The following is a 22,945-nucleotide window of genomic DNA, read 5'->3' on the forward strand; positions in this document are numbered from 1 at the left end:
CATTCAATACAGGCAGCATCTGGGTCAACCTGACCCGCGCCGAGGGTCACTGAATACAATCCGAAAGGGTGATGTGGAAAGACGATATATATAACAAAATACGCTAGAGTAGCGTCATATTGCGTATTTATAACAAACATATCTTATAATTGACGCCAACAATCCACACCGATATCCAGTCCTTGATTTACATTTTCAGCGTCGATTTGACGGTCATTGAAACAATCAAAATGTAAAACACGAAAAAATATTTGGATTGTTGTATATGTATAAATTATCCTGCATATATTGAGTTTTCTAATATTTATTTACTATATAGTACTCAGTGTTTGTGATAAAATAACAATAATTTATTATGTTTTTCTTTATGGTCATGATCCGGCATCTTTTACCCATATAGGGTCTGAGATAAGGCATCATTGCCACCAGACATCGCCAGATGAAGTCAACAGCGCGTGATTACCACAGGATATTCAGATCCGCCTGATCACCCTGAAAGCCGTCAGCGCTGCAAAGCTGCCAAACAGAACCACACCCAGCGACTGCCCGACCAGAATGCCTATCGGACCATAATGTGATCCGATCCAGACAAACGGGATCGTTCCCAGCGTCGCCCGGCCCCAGTTGAACGCGGTCGAATAGAGCGGATGGCCCAGATTATTGAAGGCCGTGTTCGACACGAATAGCAGCCCCACAAAGAAGTAACTCGCCACCAGCCAGCAGCAGAACAGCGTGACGATCCGGATCGCCACCCCCTTGGCAGCAAACAGGTGTAAAATGGGTGTGTGGAATGCCGCGAGAATGGCCCAGGTGAGCAGAACACAGAGCCCAGTCAGCTTGAGCGACGCATAGAGCGTCTCACGCACCCGGTCTTTTTTCCCTGCCCCAAGATTCTGCGACATGATCGGCCCGACCGAGCCGGTCAGGGCAAAAACGAAAGCAAAGGCGACCGGCACGATGCGATCAATCGTCGCCTGCCCGGATATTGCCTCCAACCCGAACCCGGACATGAAATGGGTGGTGAACAATCCGCCAACAGGGGTTGCCAGATTTGTGGCGATGGCAGGCAAAGCCACAGCCCCGATCTGACGCGTTGCAGGGGCAATGGCCCATAGGCGTGGCCATTCGAGCATACGGTGCTCACGCAGGCTCACGAAGCCAAACAGCACCACGGCGCTGCGGGAGAGAATTGTGCTGATCGCCGCCCCGGTCAGCCCCATATGGAACCCGAAAATCAGAATGGGGTCGAGAATGGCCGAGACAAACGCGCCTACCAGGGTCACCTGCATGGAGCGACGGGCATCTCCCACGCAGCGCAGCAACGCCGATTGCGCCATGCCGTAGCAGACCAGGGGCAAGAATGGTGAAACCAGATGCAGGAATCCGGTTGCCTGCGCCAGAGCCTCCCCGCGTGCACCCAGCAGGGCCAGAAACGCCGCGGCGAAAACCGCTGTCAGACAGCCCAGCACGGCCGTCACCGCGATCATGACGACCATGAACGCCGAGGCAAACCGCCGCGCCCTGATGATCCGGCGCGCACCGATGAGCCGGCCAATGACTGCCCCGAGCCCGATGGTCATGCCAATCGACACCGCCACCTGAACATAGCCCAGCGCAGCGGCAAACCCGATTGCCGCTGTCAGGGCCGGGTCATGCAGATGCGAGATATACCAGAAATTGAGCAGATCGACCGCAAAGACGGCCATCAGTCCGATAGCCCCAGTGCCCGCCATCACGATGACATGGCGCATGATGCTGCCATGAACGAAACGCGCGGGCCGGGTGGCCTTCAGATCAACCGCAGGTTCCGAATCCTGAACCGTTGATGCATCAGGGGATATCTTGGCGGGGGAAGGAGCAGTCAGAGACATATCCTCCCGATCCTGCCCGTTTCCCGCCCTTCTGGAAACGACAGAAATCCCGAAAGATCCTTTTTTTGAGAGCCGCCCTACGGATCAGAGCGCTCAGGGATGAGTGCGAGGCTTTGCCCTGCCCTCATCCCTGCTCATGAAGCGTCGCTTTCACGAGAACGACCATCCACTATCGAGGCGAGTGCCCGCGCCTCCCGGGTCTTACTTTTCGCTCTTCACTGTCTTGATCCAGGCATCCACCCGGTCGGCAAGGAGGTTGAGCGGCAGGGCGCCACCGGAGAGAACGACATCGTGGAACTTGCGAATGTCGAATTTCGGTCCCAGTTCCGTCTTGGCCTTTTCACGCAGGCGAAGAATGGTCTGCTGGCCCAGCATGTAACCCAGCGCCTGACCGGGCCAAGCAATATAACGGTCGGTCTCGGCCTGCATGTCCGGCTCGCTGGTGGGCGGATGGGCATGGAAGAATTCCAGCATCTGGGCGCGGGTCCAGTGCAGGTCATGCACACCGGTATCGAGCACCAGACGATCGGCACGCAGCAACTCGCCATTCAGGCGACCATAATCGCTGTAGAGATCCTTGTAAAAGCCCAGCTCCTTGCCAAGACCCTCGGCGTACAGCGCCCAGCCCTCGATATAGGCATTATAGAAACCCTGCTGGCGGAAAGGCGGCAGCGGCAGGGATTGAGCGGTGGAGATCTGGAAGTGATGACCCGGAACACCCTCATGATAGGCGGTATCCTCGATCGTGTAGATATCGCGCTTGGCGAAATCGCCGGTGTTGACGAACACGATGCCGGGGCGTGAACCATCGGGCGTTCCCTGATGGTATTCGGCACCGGCAGCCTCAGCCTCGCGATAGCGCTCGACAGGACGTACTTCCAGCTTCGTGGTCGGGATCTTGTCGAAATCGCGGGTAAGGGCGGGCTCCATCTGCGCGATATACTTGCGGTACAGATCGATGATCTGTTCGCGCGAGGTTGCGTAGAGCTTGGGATCCTTGGCTACCGAAGCGCGCAGGGCTGCAAGGTCGGCAAATCCGAGCTTATGAGCGATCTCGCCCATTTCGCCCTCGATCCTGGCAACCTGATCGAGCCCGAGCTGATGGATTTCCTTGGGGGACATGGTGGTGGTGGTCAGGGTGCGGATGTCATAGCGATAAAGCGCATCGCCACCGGGGAGAGCCCATACACCATCCTGAGCCCGGCCATGCGCCGTGTAGCCCTGCTTCATGAAGGTCGCGAGGCGCTGATAGGCCGGGCGCACATCATGATCGATAGCCGTCAGGATAGCCTTGCGGAGTCGCGCCTGATCGGCAGCGGGCACAGCGGCCGGGAATTTCGTAACGGGTTCGCCAAACGGGCTCTTTTCGCCAGCGGGCGCTGCAATCTGCTCCACCTGCTGCTCTGCCTTCTCAAGGAGGAAGCGCGGCGGCATCAATCCGTCTTTCTCGCCAAGACGCGCCAGGGCAATCACCTGATCGATCGCCTTGGGGATGGCGCGCAGGCGAGCAAGATAATCCTCATACTGCTTCGTGGTGTCGAAGGGGATGCTCGAAACGAAACCCGGATATTCCAGCTGGGCACCATTCATCTGGTCGATCGGCATCTCATAGGTCTTGAGACGGATCCCTTCGAGCGTGTCCTGGATCTGCTGGATGATCATTGCACGGCTGATCTGTCGCTGGTCATCAAGTGACGCTGGCGCGATAGCCTCGAACTTCTTCAGAAAGCCCGTCAGAACAGGCACGGATCCCTTGATATGGGCAAGGGACAGATCGCTCCAGCGGTCGTTGTAACGGTAATCGCCAATCGACGTCGCCATTTCAGGCGCGTCTTTAAGCTCGTACTGCCACTCCTCATCCAGAAGGCGATCGAACGCGGCCGCCGCCTTGTTGTCCGACGGCGCAGCAGGGGCCCCGAGAGCCGTTGTCGAGGCAAGAAGGCAGCCAAGCCCCATCAGGGCGAGGCGTGAGGAGCGGGGGAATCTCATAAGCGTCGGATCTCCTGGGGCGCGCCGGGCGCACGGAGATCCGAACCGGGTCAGAACGCCGCGTGCCAGTCTGTCGAGGGAACCTTCATAGCGGTATCGTTACGATGCCACCACCCTCCCCCGAGAGCCTGAAACAGGGCGACGCTATCGGTGAAGCGCGTGGCTCTGGCCTGAATCAGGTTGAGCCGCGCCTCAAGTTCGATCTGCACCGCCGCCTGGAGCAGCACCGGGCTGATATCTCCATAGGACATCTGGCTTTGCGAAATGCGCAGACTGCGCACAGCCGCATCCTCATTGGCTGCGCTGATGGTAAGCGCGTCAGAATCATCCTGAAGGGCATGCAGTGTGTCGGCCACGTTCTGCATCGAGGTCAGTACGGTGTTCTTGTACTGCTCGGTGGCCGCCAGAAGATTGGCGCGCGCCTGACGCTCCAGATGCATCAGCTCAAAACCCTGAAAGATCGGCTGAGCCACCATCGCGCCGATCGACCAGTTGCCATAGCCGGGGGTGAAGAACTGGCTCATGGCATTGATGGCCTGACCCGGTGTCGCGGAAAGCTGCACATTGGGCAGACGGTTGGCAATGGCGACGCCCACCTGCGCACTGGCGCTGTGCATCTGCGATTCCGCAGCGCGTATGTCGGGGCGCTGGGTCAGAAGCGCGCTGGGCAGGCTGACGGGCAGGGTCGCGGGCAGGCGATAGGCCTCAAGCGGAATCTCGGGCAACACCTCGTCGGGCGTCGTGCCGACCAGTGCAGCAATCTGATCGTGAGCCTGCTCGGCCTGCAGATGCAAGGGGGGCAAGGTCGCCTGCGCCTGGGTCACCGCGGCTTTCTGGGCCAGAAGCTGGGCTTCAGAGATATCCCCAAGCCTGAACTGCTTTTCCATCACACCAAGAAGCTTCTGCTGGTTGGCAATGATGTCGCTCGTGGTGTTGATCTGGGCGTTGAGGCTCGACTGCGTGATGAGCGAGACAATCAGCGTATTGATCAGCGTATTGGTGGTGGCAATCAGCTGGAAGCGCTGCATTTCCGCCTGCGCCGCCTGGGATTCCACCTGACGGCGTAACCCGCCCCACAGATCGGGCTGATAGGAAATGTTCAGCTGAAGCGTGTGCAGGTTATACAAATAGTCATTATTGCCCGGCACAGGTGACAGCGCCTTGGACGTCTTGTTGCGTGTCGGGTTGAATGAGGCCGAGATGCTGGGCAGCAAGGGTGCGCCCGCGACCTTGGTCTGTTCATAGGCAGCCTTGAGCGTCGCCTGTGCTGATCTGAGTGACGGGTTGTTCTGCAATGCCCGCGTGACCAGGGCATCGAGTTGCGGCACGCCCAGCGCCTGCCACCAGGCGCCCGACAGATCGGCCCCGGCGGTCAGGGTCTGGGCAGCTCCCGCTGAACCGGTTCCGGTCGTGCCATGAATGGAGGCCGGGAGGGCCTTACTCTGGTAACCGCCCGTTTTGAGCATGTCAGGACGATGGAAATTCGGGCCAATGGCGCAGCCCGAGAGCGCCAGACTGGCGGCGCAGGTCAAAAGCACACGGCGTTTCATGACACACCTCCCGAACGGCGCGCCTTGCGGCGTTCGATGTAATGCTCCAGCTCGAAAAAGAAGACCGGCAGAACAAAAAGGGTCAGCAGGGTTGCAATGCCGAGCCCGCCCACGACAACGGTCGCCAGACCACGCTGCACGTCGGTGCCGACACCTGTAGCCAGTGCTGCGGGCAGCATGCCTGCGCTGGCAACCGTAGCCGTCATCAGCACGGGGCGGAAACGTTCGGCTGCACCGGCCAGCACGGAATCATGGATGCTCAGCCCTGCGCGATGATGGCGGTTGATGGCCGCAATCATGATGATGCCGTTCTGCACCGCCACGCCAAACAGCGCGATGAAGCCCACAGCCGTCGCGATATTGAGTGTCTCGCCACGCAGATGAAGCGCGATGAGCCCGCCCAGCGTGGCCAGCGGCACAACACTGAGCACCAGCACAGCATGACGGAACGTCCCGAACTCCATGAAAAGCAGCAACAGCATGATCGAGAACATCACGAGCAACGCCACGCCCAGACGGGCCTGCGCACGCTGCTCCTGCTCGAAGCTGCCAGCCCATTGCAGGCGATATTTGCGGGGGTCGAAATGCACCTCTGAGGCAATGCGCTTTTGCGCGTCCTCCAGATATTGCGAGAGCGGGCGCACACCATTATCGACGCGAATGGTGATCTGACGCTCGCCCATCTCATGGGCGATATTGCTCTCACCCATATGCAGCCCGACATCGGCCACCTCGGCCAGTGTCACCGGAGCGCCTTCGGTCGAGCGCAGGGGAAGCGCGCGTATGGACGCCAGATCGGTCAGATCATGCGAGCCGACATGCAGCGTCGCATTATACACGCGGTCTTCCACATAGACCTGTGTGATGGCGCCATCGCCAATCGCGTTCTGCACGACTGTGCTGATATCGGACACGTTGATGCCATAGCGTGCCGCCTGCTCGCGCCGCGGTGTCACCATCAGCTGCGGAATCTGCGGCTCCTGAAAGATCGAGGCATCGGTCGTGCCAGGCACCTCATGCAGGATGTTCACGATCTGACGGCCAATGCGGCGCAGTTCATGGAAATCATTGCCATAGACACGCAACACGAGCGGCGAATGGGCGCCGCCCACCAGATCGTTCATGCCATCCTGAATCGGCTGGCTGATCCCAAAGCTGATGCCGGGGATCTGATAGAGACGCTCGCGCAGGCGGGCGATGAACTGGGCCTTGGTCTCGCCGTTGGCCCACTGGTCATAAGGCTTTAGACCGACCGGCATTTCGATGTGGGAAAACGTCCACGGATCGGTGCCGTCATCGTTACGACCAAGCTGGGTGATGGCGTAGGAAGTCTCGGGGAATTCGCGGACGGCAGAGCGAACCTCGCTTGCGATACGGCTGCCTTCATCCAGCGAAATGCCCGTGGGCAACTGCACCTGAAGCCAGAGCGCGCCTTCGTCCAGATCGGGCAGGAACTCGCGCCCGATCGTAGCCCCCAGAATGACCACCGAAAGCAGCGCAGCACCACCCCCGATATAGGTCACGAGCGGGCGGGCCAGCATGTGATTGAGCCCACGCTCATAGGCATGATGCAGGGCTTCCAGCGGGCGGTTATGCCAGATGCGTCTTGGCTTGTACAAAGCCAGATAGCTCAGCGTCGGGATCAGGCAGAGGGCACAGGCCAGTGCCCCCATGAGCGCAAAGCTCACCGTATAGGCCATAGGCCGGAACAGCTTGCCCTCGCTCCCCTCAAACGCGAAGAGCGGCGAATAGGCCACGATGATGATGAGCGTGGAGGAGAAGATCGAGCGTCCCGCGATACGCGCCACGCTCAGGACTTCGGTGCTGGTCAGGGTGGCCTTGGGTGATTCCTCGCGCAGGCGCAGGATCGCCTCGGTAATCACGATGGCCCCGTCCACGATCACACCGAAATCGATGGCACCGAGCGAGAACAGATTGGCCGCCATGCCAAAGAAATGCATGAGCACGAAAACGGTGGAAAGCGCGAGTGGTATGGTGACGGCAGTGACGACCGCACTGCGGGGGCTGCCGAGAAAGAGGGTCAGAATGACCAGAACGAGGCCGATACCCTCGACCATGGTCTCGCCAACCTTATGGGTGGTGGCCTTCACCAGATTATCGCGGTCGATATAGGGAACAAGCCGTACATCGAGCGGCTTCAGGCGCTCCTGAAGCCCGTCCACCACGTGATGCACGTTGTCCAGAACGAGCGAGGGGTTGGCACCTGACAGCATGGTCACGATGCCCTCGATGGTATCGGGGTTATTGTCCTTGCCCAGAATACCTTCGCGGATCTGATGCCCGAACTGCACCTGCCCCAGATCGCTTAGCAGCACCGGCGTGCCGTTATGCTGCGCCACGACGATGCGCTTCATGTCGTCCAGCGTGTGGATCATGCCCACACCACGCACGATATAGGATTGCTCACCGCGCGTGATACGCCCGCCCGCCGCATTGGCGTTATTGTTCTTGATGGCGTTGACCACGTCATCGGTGCTCAGCCCGTAACGCAGCAGGGCGTCCGGCTTGAGCACGAGCTGATACTCGCGCGTCAGACCGCCGAAATTATTGACGTTGACGATGCCCGGCACACGCTGAAGCGTAGGGATGACAATCCAGCGCTGCACGTCCGAAAGCTGCATCAGATCCATCGAGTCCGATTCCAGCGTGTAGCGGAAAATCTCGCCGGCAGGGCCGGTGATCGGGCCAAGCTGCGGGGTCACGCCATCGGGCATGCTCGCCGTGCCGAGCAGTTCCAGCACCAGCTGGCGCGCCGTGAACACATCGATGCCGTCATGGAAGATCAGGGTGATCAGCGACAGGCCGAACGTGCTGCTCGAACGGCTCTCGGTCACGCCCGGAACGGCTGCCAGAGCCCGTTCCAGAGGCACGGTAACCTGCTGTTCCATTTCCTCGGCGGCCAGGCCGGAAACCTGGGTGGTGACCTGCACATTGACTGCCCCGAGATCGGGATAGGCCTCGACGGGCAACACACGCCAGGCATAACCGCCCGCAAGAGCCAGAAAGACGGCGCAGATGAAAATGATGTGGCGGCGCGCAAAGCACCAGGAGATCAGGGTCGCAATCACGGATTAGGAAGCTCTCATCTGCGGCGCTGACAAATCAGTCATTATCGTTGAGAAGAATAGCGCCACGCGTGACGATATGCTCACCACCCTGCAAGCCCGAGAGAACGCGAACGCTCTCCCCCTCGTCATAGCTGACCGTTACGGCACGACGGCGGAAATGCATGGGGGCACCATCCTGCACGAAGACCGTAAGGCGGTCGTTGTTCATTAGAAGGGCGGTCTTGGGAATGATCACCATATCCGGCTGCTGAACCGCAATCTCGACATCGGCAAACATGTTGGGGCGCAGGGCACCATCAGGATTGTCACACAGGATATGCGCAATGACCCGGCGCGTATCGCTGTGCAGGGCAGGGTCGATCGACTGGACGGGCGCTACGCAATGCCGGCCGGGCAGGGCGCTGATGGCAGCATTCATCGGCTGGCCAACGGACACCATACCCGCGGACTCCTCGGGAATTTCAGCGTCGATCTGCACCTGGGAGATATCGAGCAGAACCGCCTGAACGGCTGTGGCATCCGTGATGTTCACACCCGGTGCCAGCGTGGTGCTGGCCACCAGCCCGTCTATCGGCGCCACCAGTCTCACCAGACCCTCGCCATCCTGGTCGGTGCGGCTGTTGAGGGATTCAAGACGACGCTCGGCACGCTGGCGCTCGGCGCGGGCCTGAGCCAGATCGTTGCTGGCAGAGTCCAGATCCTTGCGGGCATTACCCCCGATAGAGAGAACCTCCTGGGCGCGTTTGACCACCTGCGCCTGATAGGTCTCCTGCGCCCGCGCCTTGAGCAGATCAGCATAGGCCTGATCGAGATCGCCCGAGGCCAGAACCGCCAGAACATCACCCTTGTGTACGATCTGACCGGGCTGAAGGCTGGTTGCCGTTACATGGCCCGTAACTGGCGTCAGGATATTGATGCTGCGTGTGGGCTGCGCCTGAACCATGCCGGGCACACGCAACCCGTGGGCCAGCCTGCTCGTTGTGACAGGCTCGACATGCAAACGCTTCATGAGCGGGGAGTCATCGGTTACGATAACCATACCGTTCTCACGGGCGAGCTGGGCTCTCGGCCGATCGGAATGCGATGCCCCATGTTCATGGATGATCGTGATAACGATCCCGAGAAGGACAATGGCGATGAGCGCTGCCAGACCAAGGCGGCGTAGGAAAGGTGCCTGCATGGTCAGGCAAGGCCGTCATGGGAGCGCATCAGAACCTCGGCTCAGGATGTTTTGAAATAGTTTGTTGCGGTTGATAGCCGTTCAACCATGCTTCGCCAAGCGGTCTCCAGCCTCAGAACGATGTTCTAATAGGACAGGTCGGTTCAAGGCGCATGATAATTTCATGTCATACGCCGAACCAGGATAATTTCGTATTGAATTCGAGTGGAAGCTGGCGGCGTCGGACAGCGCATCAGGCACCCCCTTGGGGCACCCTGCCCGTCCGATTACCTGCCCTTCAGCGCTATGGCGTGCCGTAGAAAAACTGGGCGGTTGCACCACCGTCGATGAGGAAGTCACTTCCCGTTATATAGCCGCCTTCAGCACCGGTAATCAGTGCCGCGAGTGCGGCCACCTCGTCGGGTGTCCCAGCGCGGCCTGCCGGAGCATCGGCAAGCATCTGGCGATAAAACGCTGCCCGCTCACCGTGCAGTTCGTCATAGGCAAGCGGCGTGATGATGATCCCGGGACTGATTGCATTGATGCGGGCGCCGCGTGTTCCCCAACGTGGCGCTTCTCCCCTGACCCGCAATGAGTTGCAGCGCTTGGACATCTGATAGGCAAGAAGCGTGTCCGTAATCTCCCGCACGAAGGGAAGGGCAAGGAGCCTATCAGCGGGCGTCGTGGCCAGCTGCCTGTCCTGCTCGGCACTGAGAGCCGGCATTCGATGGCCCGACTGGGATGAGATCACGATCCCTGATCCCCCTTTTGCGACAGCCTGCCCGAACTCTTCGAGCAGCATGGCTGTTCCGTAGAGGTCAACCTTGAGGATGGTCTCTACTGGCGCCTGTGATGGCGATACACCGGCTGCCTGAACGAGAGACATGAGCGGGCCGATCTTGCCGGCCGCCTCGACAAGGGCCCGGACAGACCGCCTTTCCGAGACATCGACAGTGACCACACTTGTCTCGAACCCTGCCAGTTCGAGAATACCGGCCGCCTTCTCTGCGTTTTCCAGGTGCAGATCAGCGACCACGACGTGACGCCCACTGCTTATACGGCGGGCAATTGCCTGACCAATCGATCCGGCCCCGACAACGACGGTAACGTCCTTCATGCGCTCTCCCTGATTGCAGGAACCCTGCACCCCCCTGCAAATGCAGGGGGTGGTTCCGATCAGATGATACAAAGCCCGTGTGCCGCCCATTAGTGCCCGTTCGGGACATGGCTTTATGCATCTGGTTCATGAAACCAGACTCGTAAGCCCCCGGATTGCTCGTATGCCAGTCACAACGGTGATCAGGATTGTGCCGATTTCATTTCTGCCCGACCTGATCCCACCGGGCAGAGCGCTAGACCATCATCCCCCAGTCAGGAAGCTGCCTCGGGCTTGACCTCAGGGCCAAGCGTACGAAGCGATCGTGGTCTTACAGGTCCGCCCAGCACGTGCCCGATGGGTGAAAGCCCCTCGATATGGTCGCAGAAGATCTTGAACACGGCGAGCATGGGTACGGACAGGAACGCTCCGCCAATCCCCCACATCCAGTCCCAGAACAGAAGGGAAGCCATGACCAGCACCGGGTTGAGTGTGAAGCGCTTGGCCAGAAGCATCGGGGTGATCGTCTCACCTTCGAGGATATGGATGCACAGATAGATGGCGGGTGGCAGGAGCGACATCAGGAAAGACGGAAAACTGATCAGCGCCACGCAGAAATAGACGACCACGCCAGTCAGCGGCCCGATGATCGGTACGTAATTCAGCAGGAAGGCCAGAACACCCCAGAGCAGCGGATTGGGCATACCGGTCAGCCAGCATTGCAGCAGGTTCAGCAACCCCACGAGAATGTTCATGATGGTAATGGTGGCAAGATAGAGCGAGACATTGCGCTCGATCTGCGTCGTGATCTGCACCAGCCGTCTCTTGTCTGAGTAGGTCGGCATGATCTCCACGATACGACGCAGCAGGCTGTCGCCTTCCGTCATCAGGAAGAACAGCATCAGCAGCATGGTGAAGAACTCACCCATGAATGCCCGCGTCCCGATCAGGAAGGAGGACCCCCAGACGCGCAGCGTCTCAGCGCCATTCGAGGCCGATGACGCCGCAGCCGAGGCAGCGGTCACATGATGATGCCCACCACTGGACATCAGGGCGATCACCCGCAGATAGCCGCGCTGGACCGAGTCAATCGGCCCCTGAAGAAAGGCGAGTTTCTGCTGAAGCGCAGGAAGGCTCTGCGGCACCTTGGTCAGCCACGCTGCGGCCGGCACCGAAATGGCGGTGCCAATGCAGACGACCAGCAGGAACATGGCGATGATCAGCAACAGCGCCGAGATAGGCTTCGGGATACGCAGCCGCCCATGCAGAAAACGCATCGGCCCGATCATCAGCAGATTGACGACCATCGCAAAAACGAACGGCAGCACGATATCGGCGGCAAAATAGAGGGTGTAGAACACCGCCAGAAGCGACAGGATGAGAATACCGACATCACGCAGGCCGAGGCTGTGACGCATCATGGCCTTGCGGATCATCCCGGCCTGATGCACGTCATTCCGCTCTTCGGAATTATCGGTATCGGACGGGGCATCGGGCATGATTTTTGCCCCTGCGCCGGTTTGGGCGAGGCGTGGCACGCCTCCCTTGGACCCGGTTTCAGGCTGGGGCATGTCCGAAGTCAGCGGCGGGCCTGACATGGCGGGCGTTTCTTTCCTGAAAGACGGGTTGCTGCGCGGGAAAAGGCGCTGTCATGAACGTCGATCAACCACCCCGGACCGCAAACGTTGCCATCAACGTGATGCGCGTTACATTTTATTGGGTTGAATCACGTTGGCTTGCAACCCATTTTCGGGTTCTATCTTTAGGCTGATACAGCACATTGTTTCATTGAAGGATATCGTCATGGCCTGGAACACCCCGAAGGTTACCGAAATTCCGCTCGGCGCCGAAATCAACTCCTATGTCTGCGGCCAGAAGAAGTAAGTTCTTCGCAGGACCGTATTATCTTCAACAGCCGCACCCCTTGTGCGGCTGTTGTCGTTTCTGGCCGGGCTGAACGGCCCTCTGCCAGCCGATCACGAACAGACCGACCCTGACCATGCTCGATATCATCGTTCTTGGCAGCGGTGCCGGTGGTGGGTTTCCGCAATGGAATTCGAACGCCCCGGCTTGCCGCGCCGCAAGAGAGGGCAGAATTCCCTCTCGCAGCCAGGCCTCCCTCGCCGTCAGCGGCGATGGCAAGCACTGGTTCCTGCTTAATGCCTCGCCTGATCTCAGAGCCCAGATCCTGGCAACGCCGGAACTACATGCGCAGGACGCGCTGCGTTCCACGCCGATACAGGGCGTTATTCTGACCAATGGCGAAATCGATTCCATCACCGGGCTGTTGACTTTGCGCGAGCGCGAGCCCTTCCGGCTTTATGGCACGTCCGCCACACTGGCCCAGCTGGATGCCAATCCGATTTTCGAGGCCGTAAACCGTGAGATTGTGCCACGCCTGCCGCTCGATGACGAAACACCCCTCACCCTGCCGAACAAGGACGGCACAGCTTCAGGCCTGACGCTCACCGCCTTTGATGTGCCTGGCAAGGCACCGCTTTATGCCGAGCATCTGCCAAGCCAGAAGGGCGAGACAATCGGGCTCGAAATTACCGACGGAAAGCACACGATGGTCTTCCTGCCAGCCTGTGCCGATCTCACCCCTTCCATACGCACACGCATTCGCGCTGCCGATGCGCTGTTCATGGAAGGAACGCTCTGGCGTGATGATGAGATGATCCGTGCCGGGCTCAGCCCGAAAACCGGTCTGCGCATGGGGCATATCTCGATGTCCGGCCCGCAAGGCATCATCGAGACCTTGCATGATGCGCCCTCCCATCGCGTCTTCATTCACATCAACAACTCGAACCCCGTCCTCGTACCGGACTCGCCGGAACGCCGGATGGCGGAAGAAGCAGGCTGGATCATCGGTGAAGATGGCCTGCGCCTGACCCTTGGAGAAAGATCATGACGGTTCTGTCCCCCGATGCCCTCGAAGCCCGCCTGCGTGAAATCGGTGCCGAGCGCTATCACAACCGTCATGCCTTCCATCGTGCCCTGCATGACGGCAAGCTGAACCGCACACAGGTTCAGGCCTGGGCCCTCAACCGCTACTATTATCAGGCGACCATTCCGGTGAAGGACGCCACATTGCTCGCTCGCCTGCCCACGGCCGAACTGCGCCGCGAATGGCGACGCCGTCTCGAGGACCATGACGGCAACGAACCCGGCACGGGTGGCATTGCGCGCTGGCTGAAACTGACCGACGGGCTTGGCCTGTCGCGTGACTATGTCGAAAGCCTGCAAGGCATGCTGCCCGCGACCGGCTTTGCCGTGGAAGCCTATGTGCATTACGTGCGCGACCGCTCTGTTCTGGCGGCCATTGCGTCATCGCTTACCGAGCTTTTCTCGCCCACCATCATCAGTGAGCGCGTCTCCGGCATGCTGCGCCACTATGATTTCATCTCGGAAGAGACACTGGCCTATTTCGCCCCACGCCTCACCCAGGCGCCGCGTGATTCCGATTTCGCGCTGGCCTATGTGAAGGAACACGCCCGCACTGCCGAGCAGCAGAAAGAGGTCATCGACGCGCTGATCTTCAAATGCAACGTGCTCTGGACCATGCTCGATGCGCTACAGCATGTGTATATGGAAGGCCATCCCGCCCCCGGCGCCTTTGCCGGTGCCCATACCCCGGAGGCTTTCAGCGCGTGAGCGTTTCGGAAGACAGCATTCTGAAATTTACCCGCGGTCATCGCCTGCAGCATGACTGCGTGCGCGATGTCTGGCTCGTTCAGGCTCCTGAAAAGGCCTTTATTGCCGATCCCATTGCCGCTGCCATCCTGCGCCTCGTCGATGGCGCCCGCCCCTTGAGCGCCATCATCGACGACCTCGCTGCAACCTATCATGCCCCCCGCGAAACCATCGCGACCGATGTGCAGGTTCTGCTTGCCTCGCTGATGGATCAGAAAGTTCTGGTCGAACAAAGCCCTCGGAACGGGCAAACTCCCGCGTCATGAGCTTTACCCCGCCTCCCATGAGCCTGCTGGCCGAGCTGACCCATCGCTGCCCGCTCGCCTGCCCCTATTGCTCCAATCCGATCGATCTGGAGCGACGTGCGTCTGAAATGACCACGGCCGACTGGCTGCGCGTGCTGGACGAGGCTGCGGCACTCGGGGTGTTGCAGGTTCACTTCTCAGGCGGTGAACCCATGGCGCGGCATGACCTGCCCGAACTGGTGCGTCACGCCAGTGCGCTCAATCTCTATACCAATCTCATTACCTCAGGCGTGCTCATCAACGAGGCGACCCTCTCCGCCCTTGATGAGGCTGGCCTCGATCATGTCCAGCTCTCCTTTCAGGATGTCGAGGAAGCGGGCGCAGAGCGTATCGGCGGGCTGCGTGGTGCGCAGGCCAAGAAGCTCGAAGCCGCCCGCCTGATCAAGGCACGCGGTATCCCCCTCACGCTCAATTTCGTTGTGCATCGCGAAAATGTGGCGCGCGTGCCTGCCATGCTCGATCTTGCCCATGAACTCGGTGCCGGACGCGTGGAGATTGCTCATACCCAGTATTATGGCTGGGGCCTGAAGAACCGTGATCTGCTCATGCCCTCGGCCGCGCAGCTCGAAGCCTCGACGGAAGCGGTGGTGAAAGCCCGTGCCCGCTTTGGCAACAGCCTCGCCATCGACTATGTCACCCCGGATTATCACGCTGACCAACCCAAGCCCTGCATGGGGGGGTGGGGCCAGCGCTTCGTCAACATCACCCCCTCCGGCAAGGTGCTGCCCTGCCATGCCGCCGAGACCATTCCGAATATCACCTTTCCCAGTGTCACAACCGACTCTCTAGGCGCGATATGGCAGGACTCCCCCCTGTTCAACCTGTTTCGCGGCACGGACTGGATGCCCGAACCCTGCCGTGGTTGCAGCCTGAAGGAAGTCGACTGGGGCGGTTGCCGTTGTCAGGCCCTCGCCCTGACAGGCGATGCGGCAGCCACCGACCCTGTCTGTGCCCGCTCGGACCGTCATGCTCTGGTCATGGAAGCCGCAAGGGCCGGTCATGACGGTGATTTCACCTATCGGCGATTTTCCAAGGCGTAAGATACGCGGCGGGCGGCTCTATACCCCACCAGGGGAAAGTCGTCCTTCTGGACCCTGATGGACTCAACGGAGCTATCCCTTCCGCGAGTGCAGGGCCTTGCCTGTTATCCCGAGAAAGGCCGGGCCACGATCATGATGACGATAACGATCATCAGCAGTGTCGGCACCTCATTGGCAATACGGTAGTAGCGCTCGGGATGAAGCCGCAGGTCATGGGAAAATTCGCGGCGCCACCGGGCACAGAAACCGTGGAAACCGCAAAGCAGCAGAACCGTGACCAGCTTGATCCACCACCACGGGGCGGACCAGTCGATCACACCGGGAAGCGAGGCGAGGAGGCCGCCAGAGATCAGGGTGGCGATCATGGCCGGTGTCATGATGGCGCGGAGCAGACGACGCTCCATGATCTGAAAACGGTCGCTTTCAGGCGTGCCGGGCTGAACCTGTGAATGATAGACGAAAAGCCGCGGTAGATAGAAGTTGCCCGCCATCCATGAGGTGAAGGCGAGGATATGCAGCACCTTGAGCCAGGGAAACCAGGGAAGAAGGGCGCTCATTGGTTTTGCTCTTCCATAATGCTGGCCAGCATGGGGGCAAGTTCATCGAGATGGGCGATACGGCGTAACCCTAGCCAGTCGAGTGCGGGCGATGGCCCTTCGGCACGCAGCAGGATGCAGGCCATACCGGCATCATGTGCCGCCTGCACACCGGTATCGGAATCCTCGATCACCACGCAGGCAGAGGGGGCAACGCCTTCCTGCTCTGCAGCATGGAGGAACACATAGGGGTCTGGCTTGGGCCGCATCATGTCACGAGCCGAATGAACCCTCTCTTTCGGAAAGAAGGGCTCAAATCCGACACGAGCAAATTTGACCTCCATCTCGGGCCATGAGGAATTCGAGCCGACGCGAAAAGGCAGACCGAGCGCCTGCACGGCTGACAGCATGGCAGCAGCGCCCTCGATCGGCGCCGCTTCATCGCGCATCAGATCGACCAGCCGGTTCTGCATGATGGCGACGTAGTCATCACCCAGATCGAGGCCAGTCTCGGCTTCGAGTTCGCGCTTGACCTGACCCAGTGCCTTGCCAGCGAAGCGGTGCAGGGCCTCATCATCGTTCAGGGCAATGCCATGATCGCGGGCAGCCCTGGCCACCAGACGACAGGAAGGCCCCTCACTGTCGATCAGCACGCCATCACAATCGAAGATCACGAGACGAAGCTGACCGGAGGCACAAAGGGCTGAAGGGCGCGTATCGGACATGACGAGCGTCAGCCGATATCGCGCACGGCATCGACCAGCGCGCCGACATGCTCGGGTGGGGTATCGGGCATGACACCGTGACCGAGATTGAACACATGGGGCCGCCCCTTGAGGGCATCGCGGATGGTGCGTACCTCGTCAATCAGACCCTTTCCGCCATTGCGCAGAATGATCGGATCGAGATTCCCCTGAAGAGCCAGCGTGTCAGGACAGAGCGTCGCCATCTGCGCCAGATCGACCGACGTGTCACAGGCCAGCGCATCGACACCGGTCTCACGGGCATATTCGAGGGCCATCAACCCGGCGAGACGGGGAAACCCGATGATCTTCACACCGGGCCGGGCAGCGCGGATGCCCTGCACGATGGCGCGTGTCGGGGCGATCACATGCTGGCGGAACTGGGAAGGAGGCAGCAGACCGGCCCAGCTGTCGAACAGCATGACAGCCTCGGCACCGGCATCGATCTGGCCGATCAGCATGTCGGTCGTTGTTCGGGTCAGCAGGGCGATGAGATCGCCATAGAGCTCCGGGTCCTGCAACGCCATGGCACGGGTGACACCGAACTCCCGCGAGCTGCCGCCATCGACCATGTAGCAGGATACGGTGAAGGGGCTGCCGGCAAAGCCCAGAAGCGTGGTGGACTGAGGCAGTTCGCGAGCCAGAATCCGCAATGTTTCCTGGATTGGTGCCACGGTTTCGGCTACGCGGGCAGGAGACAGAGCCTCAAGCGCAGCCCTGTTGCGGATCGGCTCCATGACAGGGCCGCGCCCTTCGATGAATTTGAGATCCTGACCCATGGCCCAGGGCAGGACGAGGATATCGGAAAACAGGATGGCGCCATCCATGGCAAAGCGCCGGATTGGCTGAAGGGTGAGTTCGGCTGCGATGTCCGGGGTGGTACAGCGCGTCAGGAAGTCTGCCTTGGCGCGCGCGGCGCGGAATTCGGGCAGATAGCGTCCGGCCTGACGCATGAGCCATACCGGAGGCGGCCAGACGGCCTCACCGTGGAGGACACGCAGGAGCGGTTTTGCAGGCGCTGACAGGGGTGAATTTTCGCTATCCATACCGACCAATAACCATAAAAGAAAAAAGATAGATATCCTGTCGGATAGGTTGATCCCTGTGGATGACGGGGTACCCATCTTTCCGAAAACGTACCCCGACTTACCAACACTGTGTACAAACGATAAACCCTTTGGTTTGAGGTATTTGCGCAGGTTATCCCGAAATACCCACAGAAGGCCTGTGTACAACCCACTGGTTCTGCCGAAGAAAGTACAATCCACGGTACTCGGTACGCCCTCTCTCCCAGGCTCGTACAATCCCCATGTACCCCAGTACTGACGGTACTCATTCACCCCTGATTTCAAAGGAGACTCGAGATGGAGTCGAAGCGTGCGAATCCCGGAACGCCAAGGCTGGTACTGGCCAGTGGATCAACGGCCCGGCTTGGTTTGCTGCGAGGTGCCGGTCTCGATGTGGTGTCCTGTCCAGTGGCGCTGGATGAGTCTGTACTGCGTGACAGGATGCGGGCGGAAAACGCGGGTCAGAACGCCATCGCACTGGCGCTCGCAAATGCCAAGGCTCTAGGGTTTTCAACGAATCCGCATTTTATGAGCGCCGATTTCGTAATCGCGGCAGACCAGATTCTGGAGTGCGATGGCGTCGGTTTCGACAAGCCGGAAAACAGGCAGGCGGCCAGGGAACAGCTCATCACCCTGCGCGGGCGTACGCATCGGCTCCAGACGGCTGTCGTGCTGTACAAAGGTGGCGAGAAGCTCTGGGAGCATCTGGCGACACCCGAACTCACCATGCGCGATTTCAGCAATGGCTTTCTGGAGGCCTATATGGAGGCTGAGGGAGACGTACTTCTATCCTGTGTTGGTGCGTACCGCCTTGAGGGGCCGGGTGTACAGCTTTTCAGTACGATCAGGGGTGATCACGACGCCATTCTCGGTTTGCCCCTCCTGCCCTTGCTGGCTGTACTGCGCGATTTCGGTATCGCGAAAAAATAGTGTCAGGGGGGGTTGCCAGAGGCAGAGCCCCCCGCTATACCCGCGCCACTGGCCTGACCCAAGGGGCCGGTTTTGATACGGCGGGGCCATAGCTCAGTTGGGAGAGCGCCTGAATGGCATTCAGGAGGTCGTCGGTTCGATTCCGATTGGCTCCACCATCATCTTCCTCAAAATTCGACTTACGATGCTGCGCTTGGCAAGAATGCAGACGCGCGTGCTTTCTCATGCGAACCAATGGCATGAGATTATCATATTATCAATATGGTTGATATGTAAACCATATCTGTGTCATGGTTCAGGTCTCATTATCAGGATCGACGAGCCAACCATGCGCCTCACCCCATATCCCAGCCGACCAGGTTCGGCCCTGTGGCGGTCACTCCCGTTTTTCATGGCGCTTGGCCTTGCGGGCTGTACACGGGCACCGTTGCAGGATGTGCTGGGATCGTTTTTCCCGTCATGGATGTTGTGTGCCACGATCGGTGCTGTAGCAGCTGCCCTCCTGCGCGCTGTCATCGGGGTTGTCGGTCTGCAGCAGGCTGTGCCTGCCCCGATGCTGACCTATCTCGCTTTCATGGTCGCCATCACCTTCATGGTCTGGCTTGTGTTTTTCGGTCACTAGGCGGTGTCCATGCGCTCTCTTCCATCCCGCATCGGCGGTATCTCGCTCCTTATCCTGTCCCTGGCGGCCTGTGTGATTCTGGGATTTCTGGTGCTGGATCGCCTGCACAGCCGGCCCCGCACTGAAGACGCCTATATCGCGGCCAATATCGTCCACCTTGCACCCGAAGTGAGCGGACGCATTGTTTCCCTGCCCGTTCATGACAACCAGAAGGTCAGGCGTGGCGACATCCTGTATGTGATTGATCCTGAGCCTTATACCTACCGTGTGCAGCAGGCGCAGGCGCAGGTCGATGGTCTGCAGGCCCAGATTGACGTGCAGACCAGTCAGGTCAGTTCCCAGATATCCCACGCCGGTGCCGAGGCCAGCTCGGTAACCAGTGCGCGTGCGCGGCTGACCCTTGCCCAGGCCACGCAGGCCCGCCTATCCCCTCTTGAGAAGCAGGGTTTCGTGACCCGCGAGGCGCTGGATCAGGCACGGGCTGAAACACGCAGTGCCGAGGCAAGCTTGCAATCTGCCCTGCAATCCGCGCTGGCCGCTCGCCAGGCCGTGCGCAGCGTGGCACCCCTGCGGGCCGATCTGGCAGCAGCCCAGGCGGCCTTGCGTGAGGCAGAGCGTGACCTGCGTCTGACCACGGTCAGGGCACCTTGTGATGGCATCGTGACAGACCTGAATGTGGCCGCGGGTGAATACGCCACGACAGGCAAGCCAGTCTTTACACTGGTCGATGACGAGAAATGGTGGGCCATCGCGAATTTCCGCGAGACGCAGCTTGCCGGGCTGGCGCCGGGCCAGAAGGTGACGGTGTATGCCATGGCGCAGCCCGGCACACCCATCAGTGGCACACTCGAAAGTCTCAATGCCGGTGTGGTGCCCGATGAGGGGATGAGCGCCAATGGTCTGCCCAAGGTGCCGCGCACCCTGAACTGGGTGCGCATCGCACAGCGTTTTCCGGTTCGTATCCGGCTTGATAATCCGCCGACTGACCTGATGCGCATCGGAGGCACTCTGGTTGTGGTCGTGATGCGATGAACACCGCCGGGCAGGAGGTGGTGTTGCCAAGGCGAAGGATCTGGCGCGAGGAAACGCCATCGACCTTTGCCTTCCTCAGAAAGGAAATGGCGCCAACTCCCGGTCGGGCGCGCAATACGGCCCTGCTCGTGTTTCAGGTGATTGTCACGATCCTGATTGGCGAGACATTCCGCATCCCCGATCTGCCGGTGCTGGTCTTCATCTGCTTCTTCCTGTCCGGCAATGATGCAGCCTCTAATACCAGCACGGCGCTGATGGGTGGGGCGGTGATTGTGGCGGGCACAGGGCTGACGATCCTTTTCCTGATGCTCAGCCTGTCCGAGCCCGGACTACGCCTGCCCCTGATGCTTCTGCTGACTCTTGCGGCAGGGTTTCTGTCACAGGCCATGACCATGGGGTCTTTGGCCAATATCCTGCTCTTCTGGATCGTCTACATGACCATGAGCGCGGATATGCTGCAGAATGTCGGCTATTCGCTGGACGGGTTCATTGGCAATACGACCGATAGTGCCGTGCCCGATGCGGCGTTCATGCCGCCCGAAGAGGCCATGCTGCATACCCTGCTATGGGTCGGCGTGGTGTTTGTCATCGCACTGTCGATCATTGCGGTGGTCAATCGCCTGGCCGGGCATGATCCGCTCACCATGCTGCGGGCCGGGCTCGCACAGCGTTTTCGTGCCGTGGCGCAGGGGTGCGAAACCGGGGCAAGACCTGAGACGGCCCAGATGCGCCAGATTGCCTCACTGGCCGATCAGGGCGTGGCCTCGCTGCGCCAGTTTCATGACCTGAGCATCAAGCTTCATCCTGAAATCACAAGCCGTCATGTCGGGATTGCGATGATTCGCAATACGGCCCGTCTTGTCATGATCCTGCTGGCCTGGAGCCGGCTCGATACAACCGGGCGAGGCACGGCCTTCCTGCACCGTATGGGGCTGATCGTGGAGCAGTGCGGTGCTGTCTATCGACAGGGGCGCGACAACGTGGCCGTGATCGATTTTGACGAGGCTGCGCTGCAACGCCTTGCCGACGAATTCAGCGATGATCCGAAGCTCTACCCGCTGGCCAGTGAATTCATTCGTTCAGTCACCATCATTCATGGCCTGCTTGTCCGCCCCGAGACGACTGCCGCCCAGTTTGCGCCTGAAATCAAGGCGGCGGCCCGCAGTTTTTTCAAGCCGGATGCCTTTACGAACCCGGCCTATCCGCAGGCGGCCATACGGATCGCGCTTTCCGTGGTTATCTGTTACGCCATCACGCGTTTTACCTCCTGGCCGGGTATCCAGACCTGCGTCGTGACGTGCTTTCTTGTCTCGCTCGGCACAGTGGGTGACTCCGTCCACAAGATGCTCCTGCGTGTCACGGGCGCCATGATCGGGGCGGTATGCGGCATTGGCACCATCCTTACCCTCATGCCATCCCTCACCGATGTTCTCGATCTCATTCTGGTGGTGATCCCGGTGGCTGCCTTCGCAGGCTGGATCAAGAGCGGCAGCGAGCGCATTTCCTATGCCGGTGTGCAGATTGCGATGGCCTATTTCATGACCATCCTGCAGGGCTATGGCCCGACGCTGGACATGGAAACGGCGCGCAACCGCGTTGTGGGTATCCTGATCGGTAATCTCGTCGTGTATCTGATGGCTGCGGCACTATGGCCGGTGAGTGCGACCAATGTGGCGCGCAGCCATCTGGTCGGAGCGGTGCGTCAGCTGGGCGGGCTCATAGCCTTGCGGCGCAAGCATCCTGAGCAGGCTGTCGATATCGGGCAGGAAATGGAACGCGAGAAATTCGGTCGCGCCATTGCTGCGACGCGTATGGCCCTGCGCAATGCACCCTTCGAGGAAGAGCGTCTGAAGGGCAACGCCTTCATTCCCGATATCACCCTGCCGCTTGTGCGTGACATCCAGCTTCTCTCCATCCCCGTGGCCGTCATCTCGGATGTGAGGCGCGCGCCTGACGACACGGCACAGGCGCAGGTTGACCAGCTTGCGGGATGGTTCAGCGAACTGGCGCAATGGCTGGAGGACGGTCGCGACGGTCTTGCCCTTCAGATGCGTCTGCCACCCCTGCCCCTGTTGCCTCATGACCTCCAGCGCATGGTGTGGTTCGGCCTGCTCGATGAGGGGCTGAGGCTGATTATCCAGCGCTATGACCCTGACGCTGAAGCACGGCCCGGACAGGGCGCCATGACAGAACAGGCCTGATGCCCGCCATGCAGCACGGATT

The 22,945-nt window shown here is 60.0% G+C and carries 19 protein-coding genes and 1 tRNA gene; 10 read left to right on the plus strand and 10 right to left on the minus strand.

What is annotated here, in order from left to right; all coding sequences use genetic code 11:
• Positions 1 to 473 precede the first annotated feature (473 nt).
• The 7 genes from F3J08_RS08710 to F3J08_RS08740 all read right to left on the minus strand — a co-directional run bounded on the left by F3J08_RS08710 (position 474) and on the right by F3J08_RS08740 (position 12,190).
• Positions 474 to 1,751, minus strand: a complete 1,278-nt coding sequence (locus F3J08_RS08710) for an MATE family efflux transporter (protein ID WP_166929533.1) — start codon at positions 1,749 to 1,751, stop codon at positions 474 to 476.
• Between the two features lie 321 nt (positions 1,752 to 2,072).
• Positions 2,073 to 3,860 (minus strand): DUF885 family protein, encoded by a 1,788-nt coding sequence (locus tag F3J08_RS08715; RefSeq protein WP_205206839.1) that lies wholly within the window; start codon positions 3,858 to 3,860, stop codon positions 2,073 to 2,075.
• A 50-nt stretch (positions 3,861 to 3,910) separates the two neighbouring features.
• Positions 3,911 to 5,410, minus strand: coding sequence for an efflux transporter outer membrane subunit (locus F3J08_RS08720; RefSeq protein ID WP_166929342.1), 1,500 nt, complete (start codon positions 5,408 to 5,410; stop codon positions 3,911 to 3,913).
• Positions 5,407 to 8,499 carry a CusA/CzcA family heavy metal efflux RND transporter gene (locus tag F3J08_RS08725; RefSeq protein ID WP_166929344.1) on the minus strand — a complete coding sequence of 1,031 codons (3,093 nt, stop codon included), beginning with the start codon at positions 8,497 to 8,499 and terminating at the stop codon, positions 5,407 to 5,409. The genes F3J08_RS08720 and F3J08_RS08725 overlap by 4 nt, the downstream gene beginning before the upstream one ends.
• Before the next feature lie 34 nt (positions 8,500 to 8,533).
• The gene (locus tag F3J08_RS08730; protein WP_166929346.1) at positions 8,534 to 9,679 is read right to left on the minus strand and encodes an efflux RND transporter periplasmic adaptor subunit; all 1,146 of its coding nucleotides are present in this window, start codon (positions 9,677 to 9,679) and stop codon (positions 8,534 to 8,536) included.
• A 283-nt stretch (positions 9,680 to 9,962) separates the two neighbouring features.
• On the minus strand, positions 9,963 to 10,775 hold the full coding sequence (locus F3J08_RS08735) for an SDR family oxidoreductase (protein WP_166929348.1): 813 nt from the start codon (positions 10,773 to 10,775) through the stop codon (positions 9,963 to 9,965).
• Positions 10,776 to 11,029: 254 nt separating this feature from the next.
• Positions 11,030 to 12,190: an AI-2E family transporter gene (locus F3J08_RS08740; protein WP_240149253.1), complete on the minus strand. Its 1,161-nt coding sequence runs from the start codon at positions 12,188 to 12,190 to the stop codon at positions 11,030 to 11,032.
• Between the two features lie 367 nt (positions 12,191 to 12,557).
• Between F3J08_RS08740 and pqqA the strand changes: the two genes are divergently transcribed.
• The 5 genes from pqqA (at position 12,558) to pqqE (ending at position 15,792) form a co-directional block, all read left to right on the plus strand.
• A complete protein-coding gene (gene pqqA, locus F3J08_RS08745; protein ID WP_023978294.1) occupies positions 12,558 to 12,638 on the plus strand; it encodes a pyrroloquinoline quinone precursor peptide PqqA in 81 nt (26 codons plus the stop codon).
• Between the two features lie 115 nt (positions 12,639 to 12,753).
• The gene (gene pqqB / locus F3J08_RS08750; protein ID WP_166929350.1) at positions 12,754 to 13,665 is read left to right on the plus strand and encodes a pyrroloquinoline quinone biosynthesis protein PqqB; all 912 of its coding nucleotides are present in this window, start codon (positions 12,754 to 12,756) and stop codon (positions 13,663 to 13,665) included.
• The gene (pqqC, locus tag F3J08_RS08755; protein ID WP_166929352.1) at positions 13,662 to 14,408 is read left to right on the plus strand and encodes a pyrroloquinoline-quinone synthase PqqC; all 747 of its coding nucleotides are present in this window, start codon (positions 13,662 to 13,664) and stop codon (positions 14,406 to 14,408) included. Before pqqB ends, pqqC begins: the two co-directional genes overlap by 4 nt.
• Positions 14,405 to 14,713, plus strand: coding sequence for a pyrroloquinoline quinone biosynthesis peptide chaperone PqqD (pqqD, locus tag F3J08_RS08760; protein WP_370458695.1), 309 nt, complete (start codon positions 14,405 to 14,407; stop codon positions 14,711 to 14,713). Before pqqC ends, pqqD begins: the two co-directional genes overlap by 4 nt.
• Positions 14,710 to 15,792 carry a pyrroloquinoline quinone biosynthesis protein PqqE gene (pqqE, locus tag F3J08_RS08765; RefSeq protein WP_166929356.1) on the plus strand — a complete coding sequence of 361 codons (1,083 nt, stop codon included), beginning with the start codon at positions 14,710 to 14,712 and terminating at the stop codon, positions 15,790 to 15,792. The genes pqqD and pqqE overlap by 4 nt, the downstream gene beginning before the upstream one ends.
• Positions 15,793 to 15,896: 104 nt before the next feature.
• Here the strand turns inward: pqqE and hemJ are convergent, their stop codons facing one another.
• The 3 genes from hemJ to hemE are packed head-to-tail and all read right to left on the minus strand — an operon-like array spanning position 15,897 to position 18,096.
• The gene (gene hemJ, locus F3J08_RS08770) at positions 15,897 to 16,349 is read right to left on the minus strand and encodes a protoporphyrinogen oxidase HemJ (protein ID WP_166929358.1); all 453 of its coding nucleotides are present in this window, start codon (positions 16,347 to 16,349) and stop codon (positions 15,897 to 15,899) included.
• Positions 16,346 to 17,053, minus strand: a complete 708-nt coding sequence (locus tag F3J08_RS08775; RefSeq protein WP_166929360.1) for an HAD family phosphatase — start codon at positions 17,051 to 17,053, stop codon at positions 16,346 to 16,348. The genes hemJ and F3J08_RS08775 overlap by 4 nt, the downstream gene beginning before the upstream one ends.
• An 8-nt stretch (positions 17,054 to 17,061) precedes the next feature.
• Positions 17,062 to 18,096 (minus strand): uroporphyrinogen decarboxylase, encoded by a 1,035-nt coding sequence (gene hemE, locus F3J08_RS08780; protein ID WP_166929536.1) that lies wholly within the window; start codon positions 18,094 to 18,096, stop codon positions 17,062 to 17,064.
• Positions 18,097 to 18,435: 339 nt separating this feature from the next.
• Here hemE and F3J08_RS08785 point away from each other — a divergent pair, with 339 nt between their 5' ends.
• The 5 genes from F3J08_RS08785 (at position 18,436) to F3J08_RS08805 (ending at position 22,923) form a co-directional block, all read left to right on the plus strand.
• Positions 18,436 to 19,068, plus strand: a complete 633-nt coding sequence (locus tag F3J08_RS08785) for a nucleoside triphosphate pyrophosphatase (protein ID WP_166929362.1) — start codon at positions 18,436 to 18,438, stop codon at positions 19,066 to 19,068.
• A gap of 82 nt (positions 19,069 to 19,150) precedes the next feature.
• Positions 19,151 to 19,226, plus strand: a tRNA-Ala gene (locus F3J08_RS08790).
• Between the two features lie 170 nt (positions 19,227 to 19,396).
• Positions 19,397 to 19,690 (plus strand): YtcA family lipoprotein, encoded by a 294-nt coding sequence (locus tag F3J08_RS08795; protein ID WP_166929364.1) that lies wholly within the window; start codon positions 19,397 to 19,399, stop codon positions 19,688 to 19,690.
• A 9-nt stretch (positions 19,691 to 19,699) separates the two neighbouring features.
• Positions 19,700 to 20,722, plus strand: a complete 1,023-nt coding sequence (locus F3J08_RS08800; RefSeq protein WP_035439556.1) for a biotin/lipoyl-binding protein — start codon at positions 19,700 to 19,702, stop codon at positions 20,720 to 20,722.
• Between the two features lie 23 nt (positions 20,723 to 20,745).
• On the plus strand, positions 20,746 to 22,923 hold the full coding sequence (locus tag F3J08_RS08805; RefSeq protein ID WP_166929366.1) for an FUSC family protein: 2,178 nt from the start codon (positions 20,746 to 20,748) through the stop codon (positions 22,921 to 22,923).
• The last annotated feature ends 22 nt before the right edge of the window (positions 22,924 to 22,945 follow it).

This window comes from Asaia sp. As-1742, assembly GCF_011753235.1.
In the GTDB taxonomy this organism is placed as follows: Bacteria; Pseudomonadota; Alphaproteobacteria; order Acetobacterales; family Acetobacteraceae; genus Asaia; species Asaia bogorensis_B.

What these genes read in the sequence shown, in the direction of transcription:
- F3J08_RS08715 (WP_205206839.1), bottom strand. Translation starts at nt 3,860, where the DNA reads ATGAGATTCCCCCGCTCCTCACGCCTCGCCCTGATGGGGCTTGGCTGC.
- F3J08_RS08740 (WP_240149253.1), bottom strand. Translation starts at nt 12,190, where the DNA reads ATGATCCGCAAGGCCATGATGCGTCACAGCCTCGGCCTGCGTGATGTC.
- pqqC (WP_166929352.1), top strand. Translation starts at nt 13,662, where the DNA reads ATGACGGTTCTGTCCCCCGATGCCCTCGAAGCCCGCCTGCGTGAAATC.
- pqqA (WP_023978294.1), top strand. Translation starts at nt 12,558, where the DNA reads ATGGCCTGGAACACCCCGAAGGTTACCGAAATTCCGCTCGGCGCCGAA.
- F3J08_RS08730 (WP_166929346.1), bottom strand. Translation starts at nt 9,679, where the DNA reads ATGCAGGCACCTTTCCTACGCCGCCTTGGTCTGGCAGCGCTCATCGCC.
- F3J08_RS08775 (WP_166929360.1), bottom strand. Translation starts at nt 17,053, where the DNA reads ATGTCCGATACGCGCCCTTCAGCCCTTTGTGCCTCCGGTCAGCTTCGT.
- F3J08_RS08720 (WP_166929342.1), bottom strand. Translation starts at nt 5,410, where the DNA reads ATGAAACGCCGTGTGCTTTTGACCTGCGCCGCCAGTCTGGCGCTCTCG.
- F3J08_RS08785 (WP_166929362.1), top strand. Translation starts at nt 18,436, where the DNA reads ATGGAGTCGAAGCGTGCGAATCCCGGAACGCCAAGGCTGGTACTGGCC.
- hemJ (WP_166929358.1), bottom strand. Translation starts at nt 16,349, where the DNA reads ATGAGCGCCCTTCTTCCCTGGTTTCCCTGGCTCAAGGTGCTGCATATC.
- F3J08_RS08710 (WP_166929533.1), bottom strand. Translation starts at nt 1,751, where the DNA reads ATGCGCCATGTCATCGTGATGGCGGGCACTGGGGCTATCGGACTGATG.
- pqqE (WP_166929356.1), top strand. Translation starts at nt 14,710, where the DNA reads ATGAGCTTTACCCCGCCTCCCATGAGCCTGCTGGCCGAGCTGACCCAT.
- F3J08_RS08735 (WP_166929348.1), bottom strand. Translation starts at nt 10,775, where the DNA reads ATGAAGGACGTTACCGTCGTTGTCGGGGCCGGATCGATTGGTCAGGCA.
- F3J08_RS08795 (WP_166929364.1), top strand. Translation starts at nt 19,397, where the DNA reads ATGCGCCTCACCCCATATCCCAGCCGACCAGGTTCGGCCCTGTGGCGG.
- F3J08_RS08800 (WP_035439556.1), top strand. Translation starts at nt 19,700, where the DNA reads ATGCGCTCTCTTCCATCCCGCATCGGCGGTATCTCGCTCCTTATCCTG.
- pqqB (WP_166929350.1), top strand. Translation starts at nt 12,754, where the DNA reads ATGCTCGATATCATCGTTCTTGGCAGCGGTGCCGGTGGTGGGTTTCCG.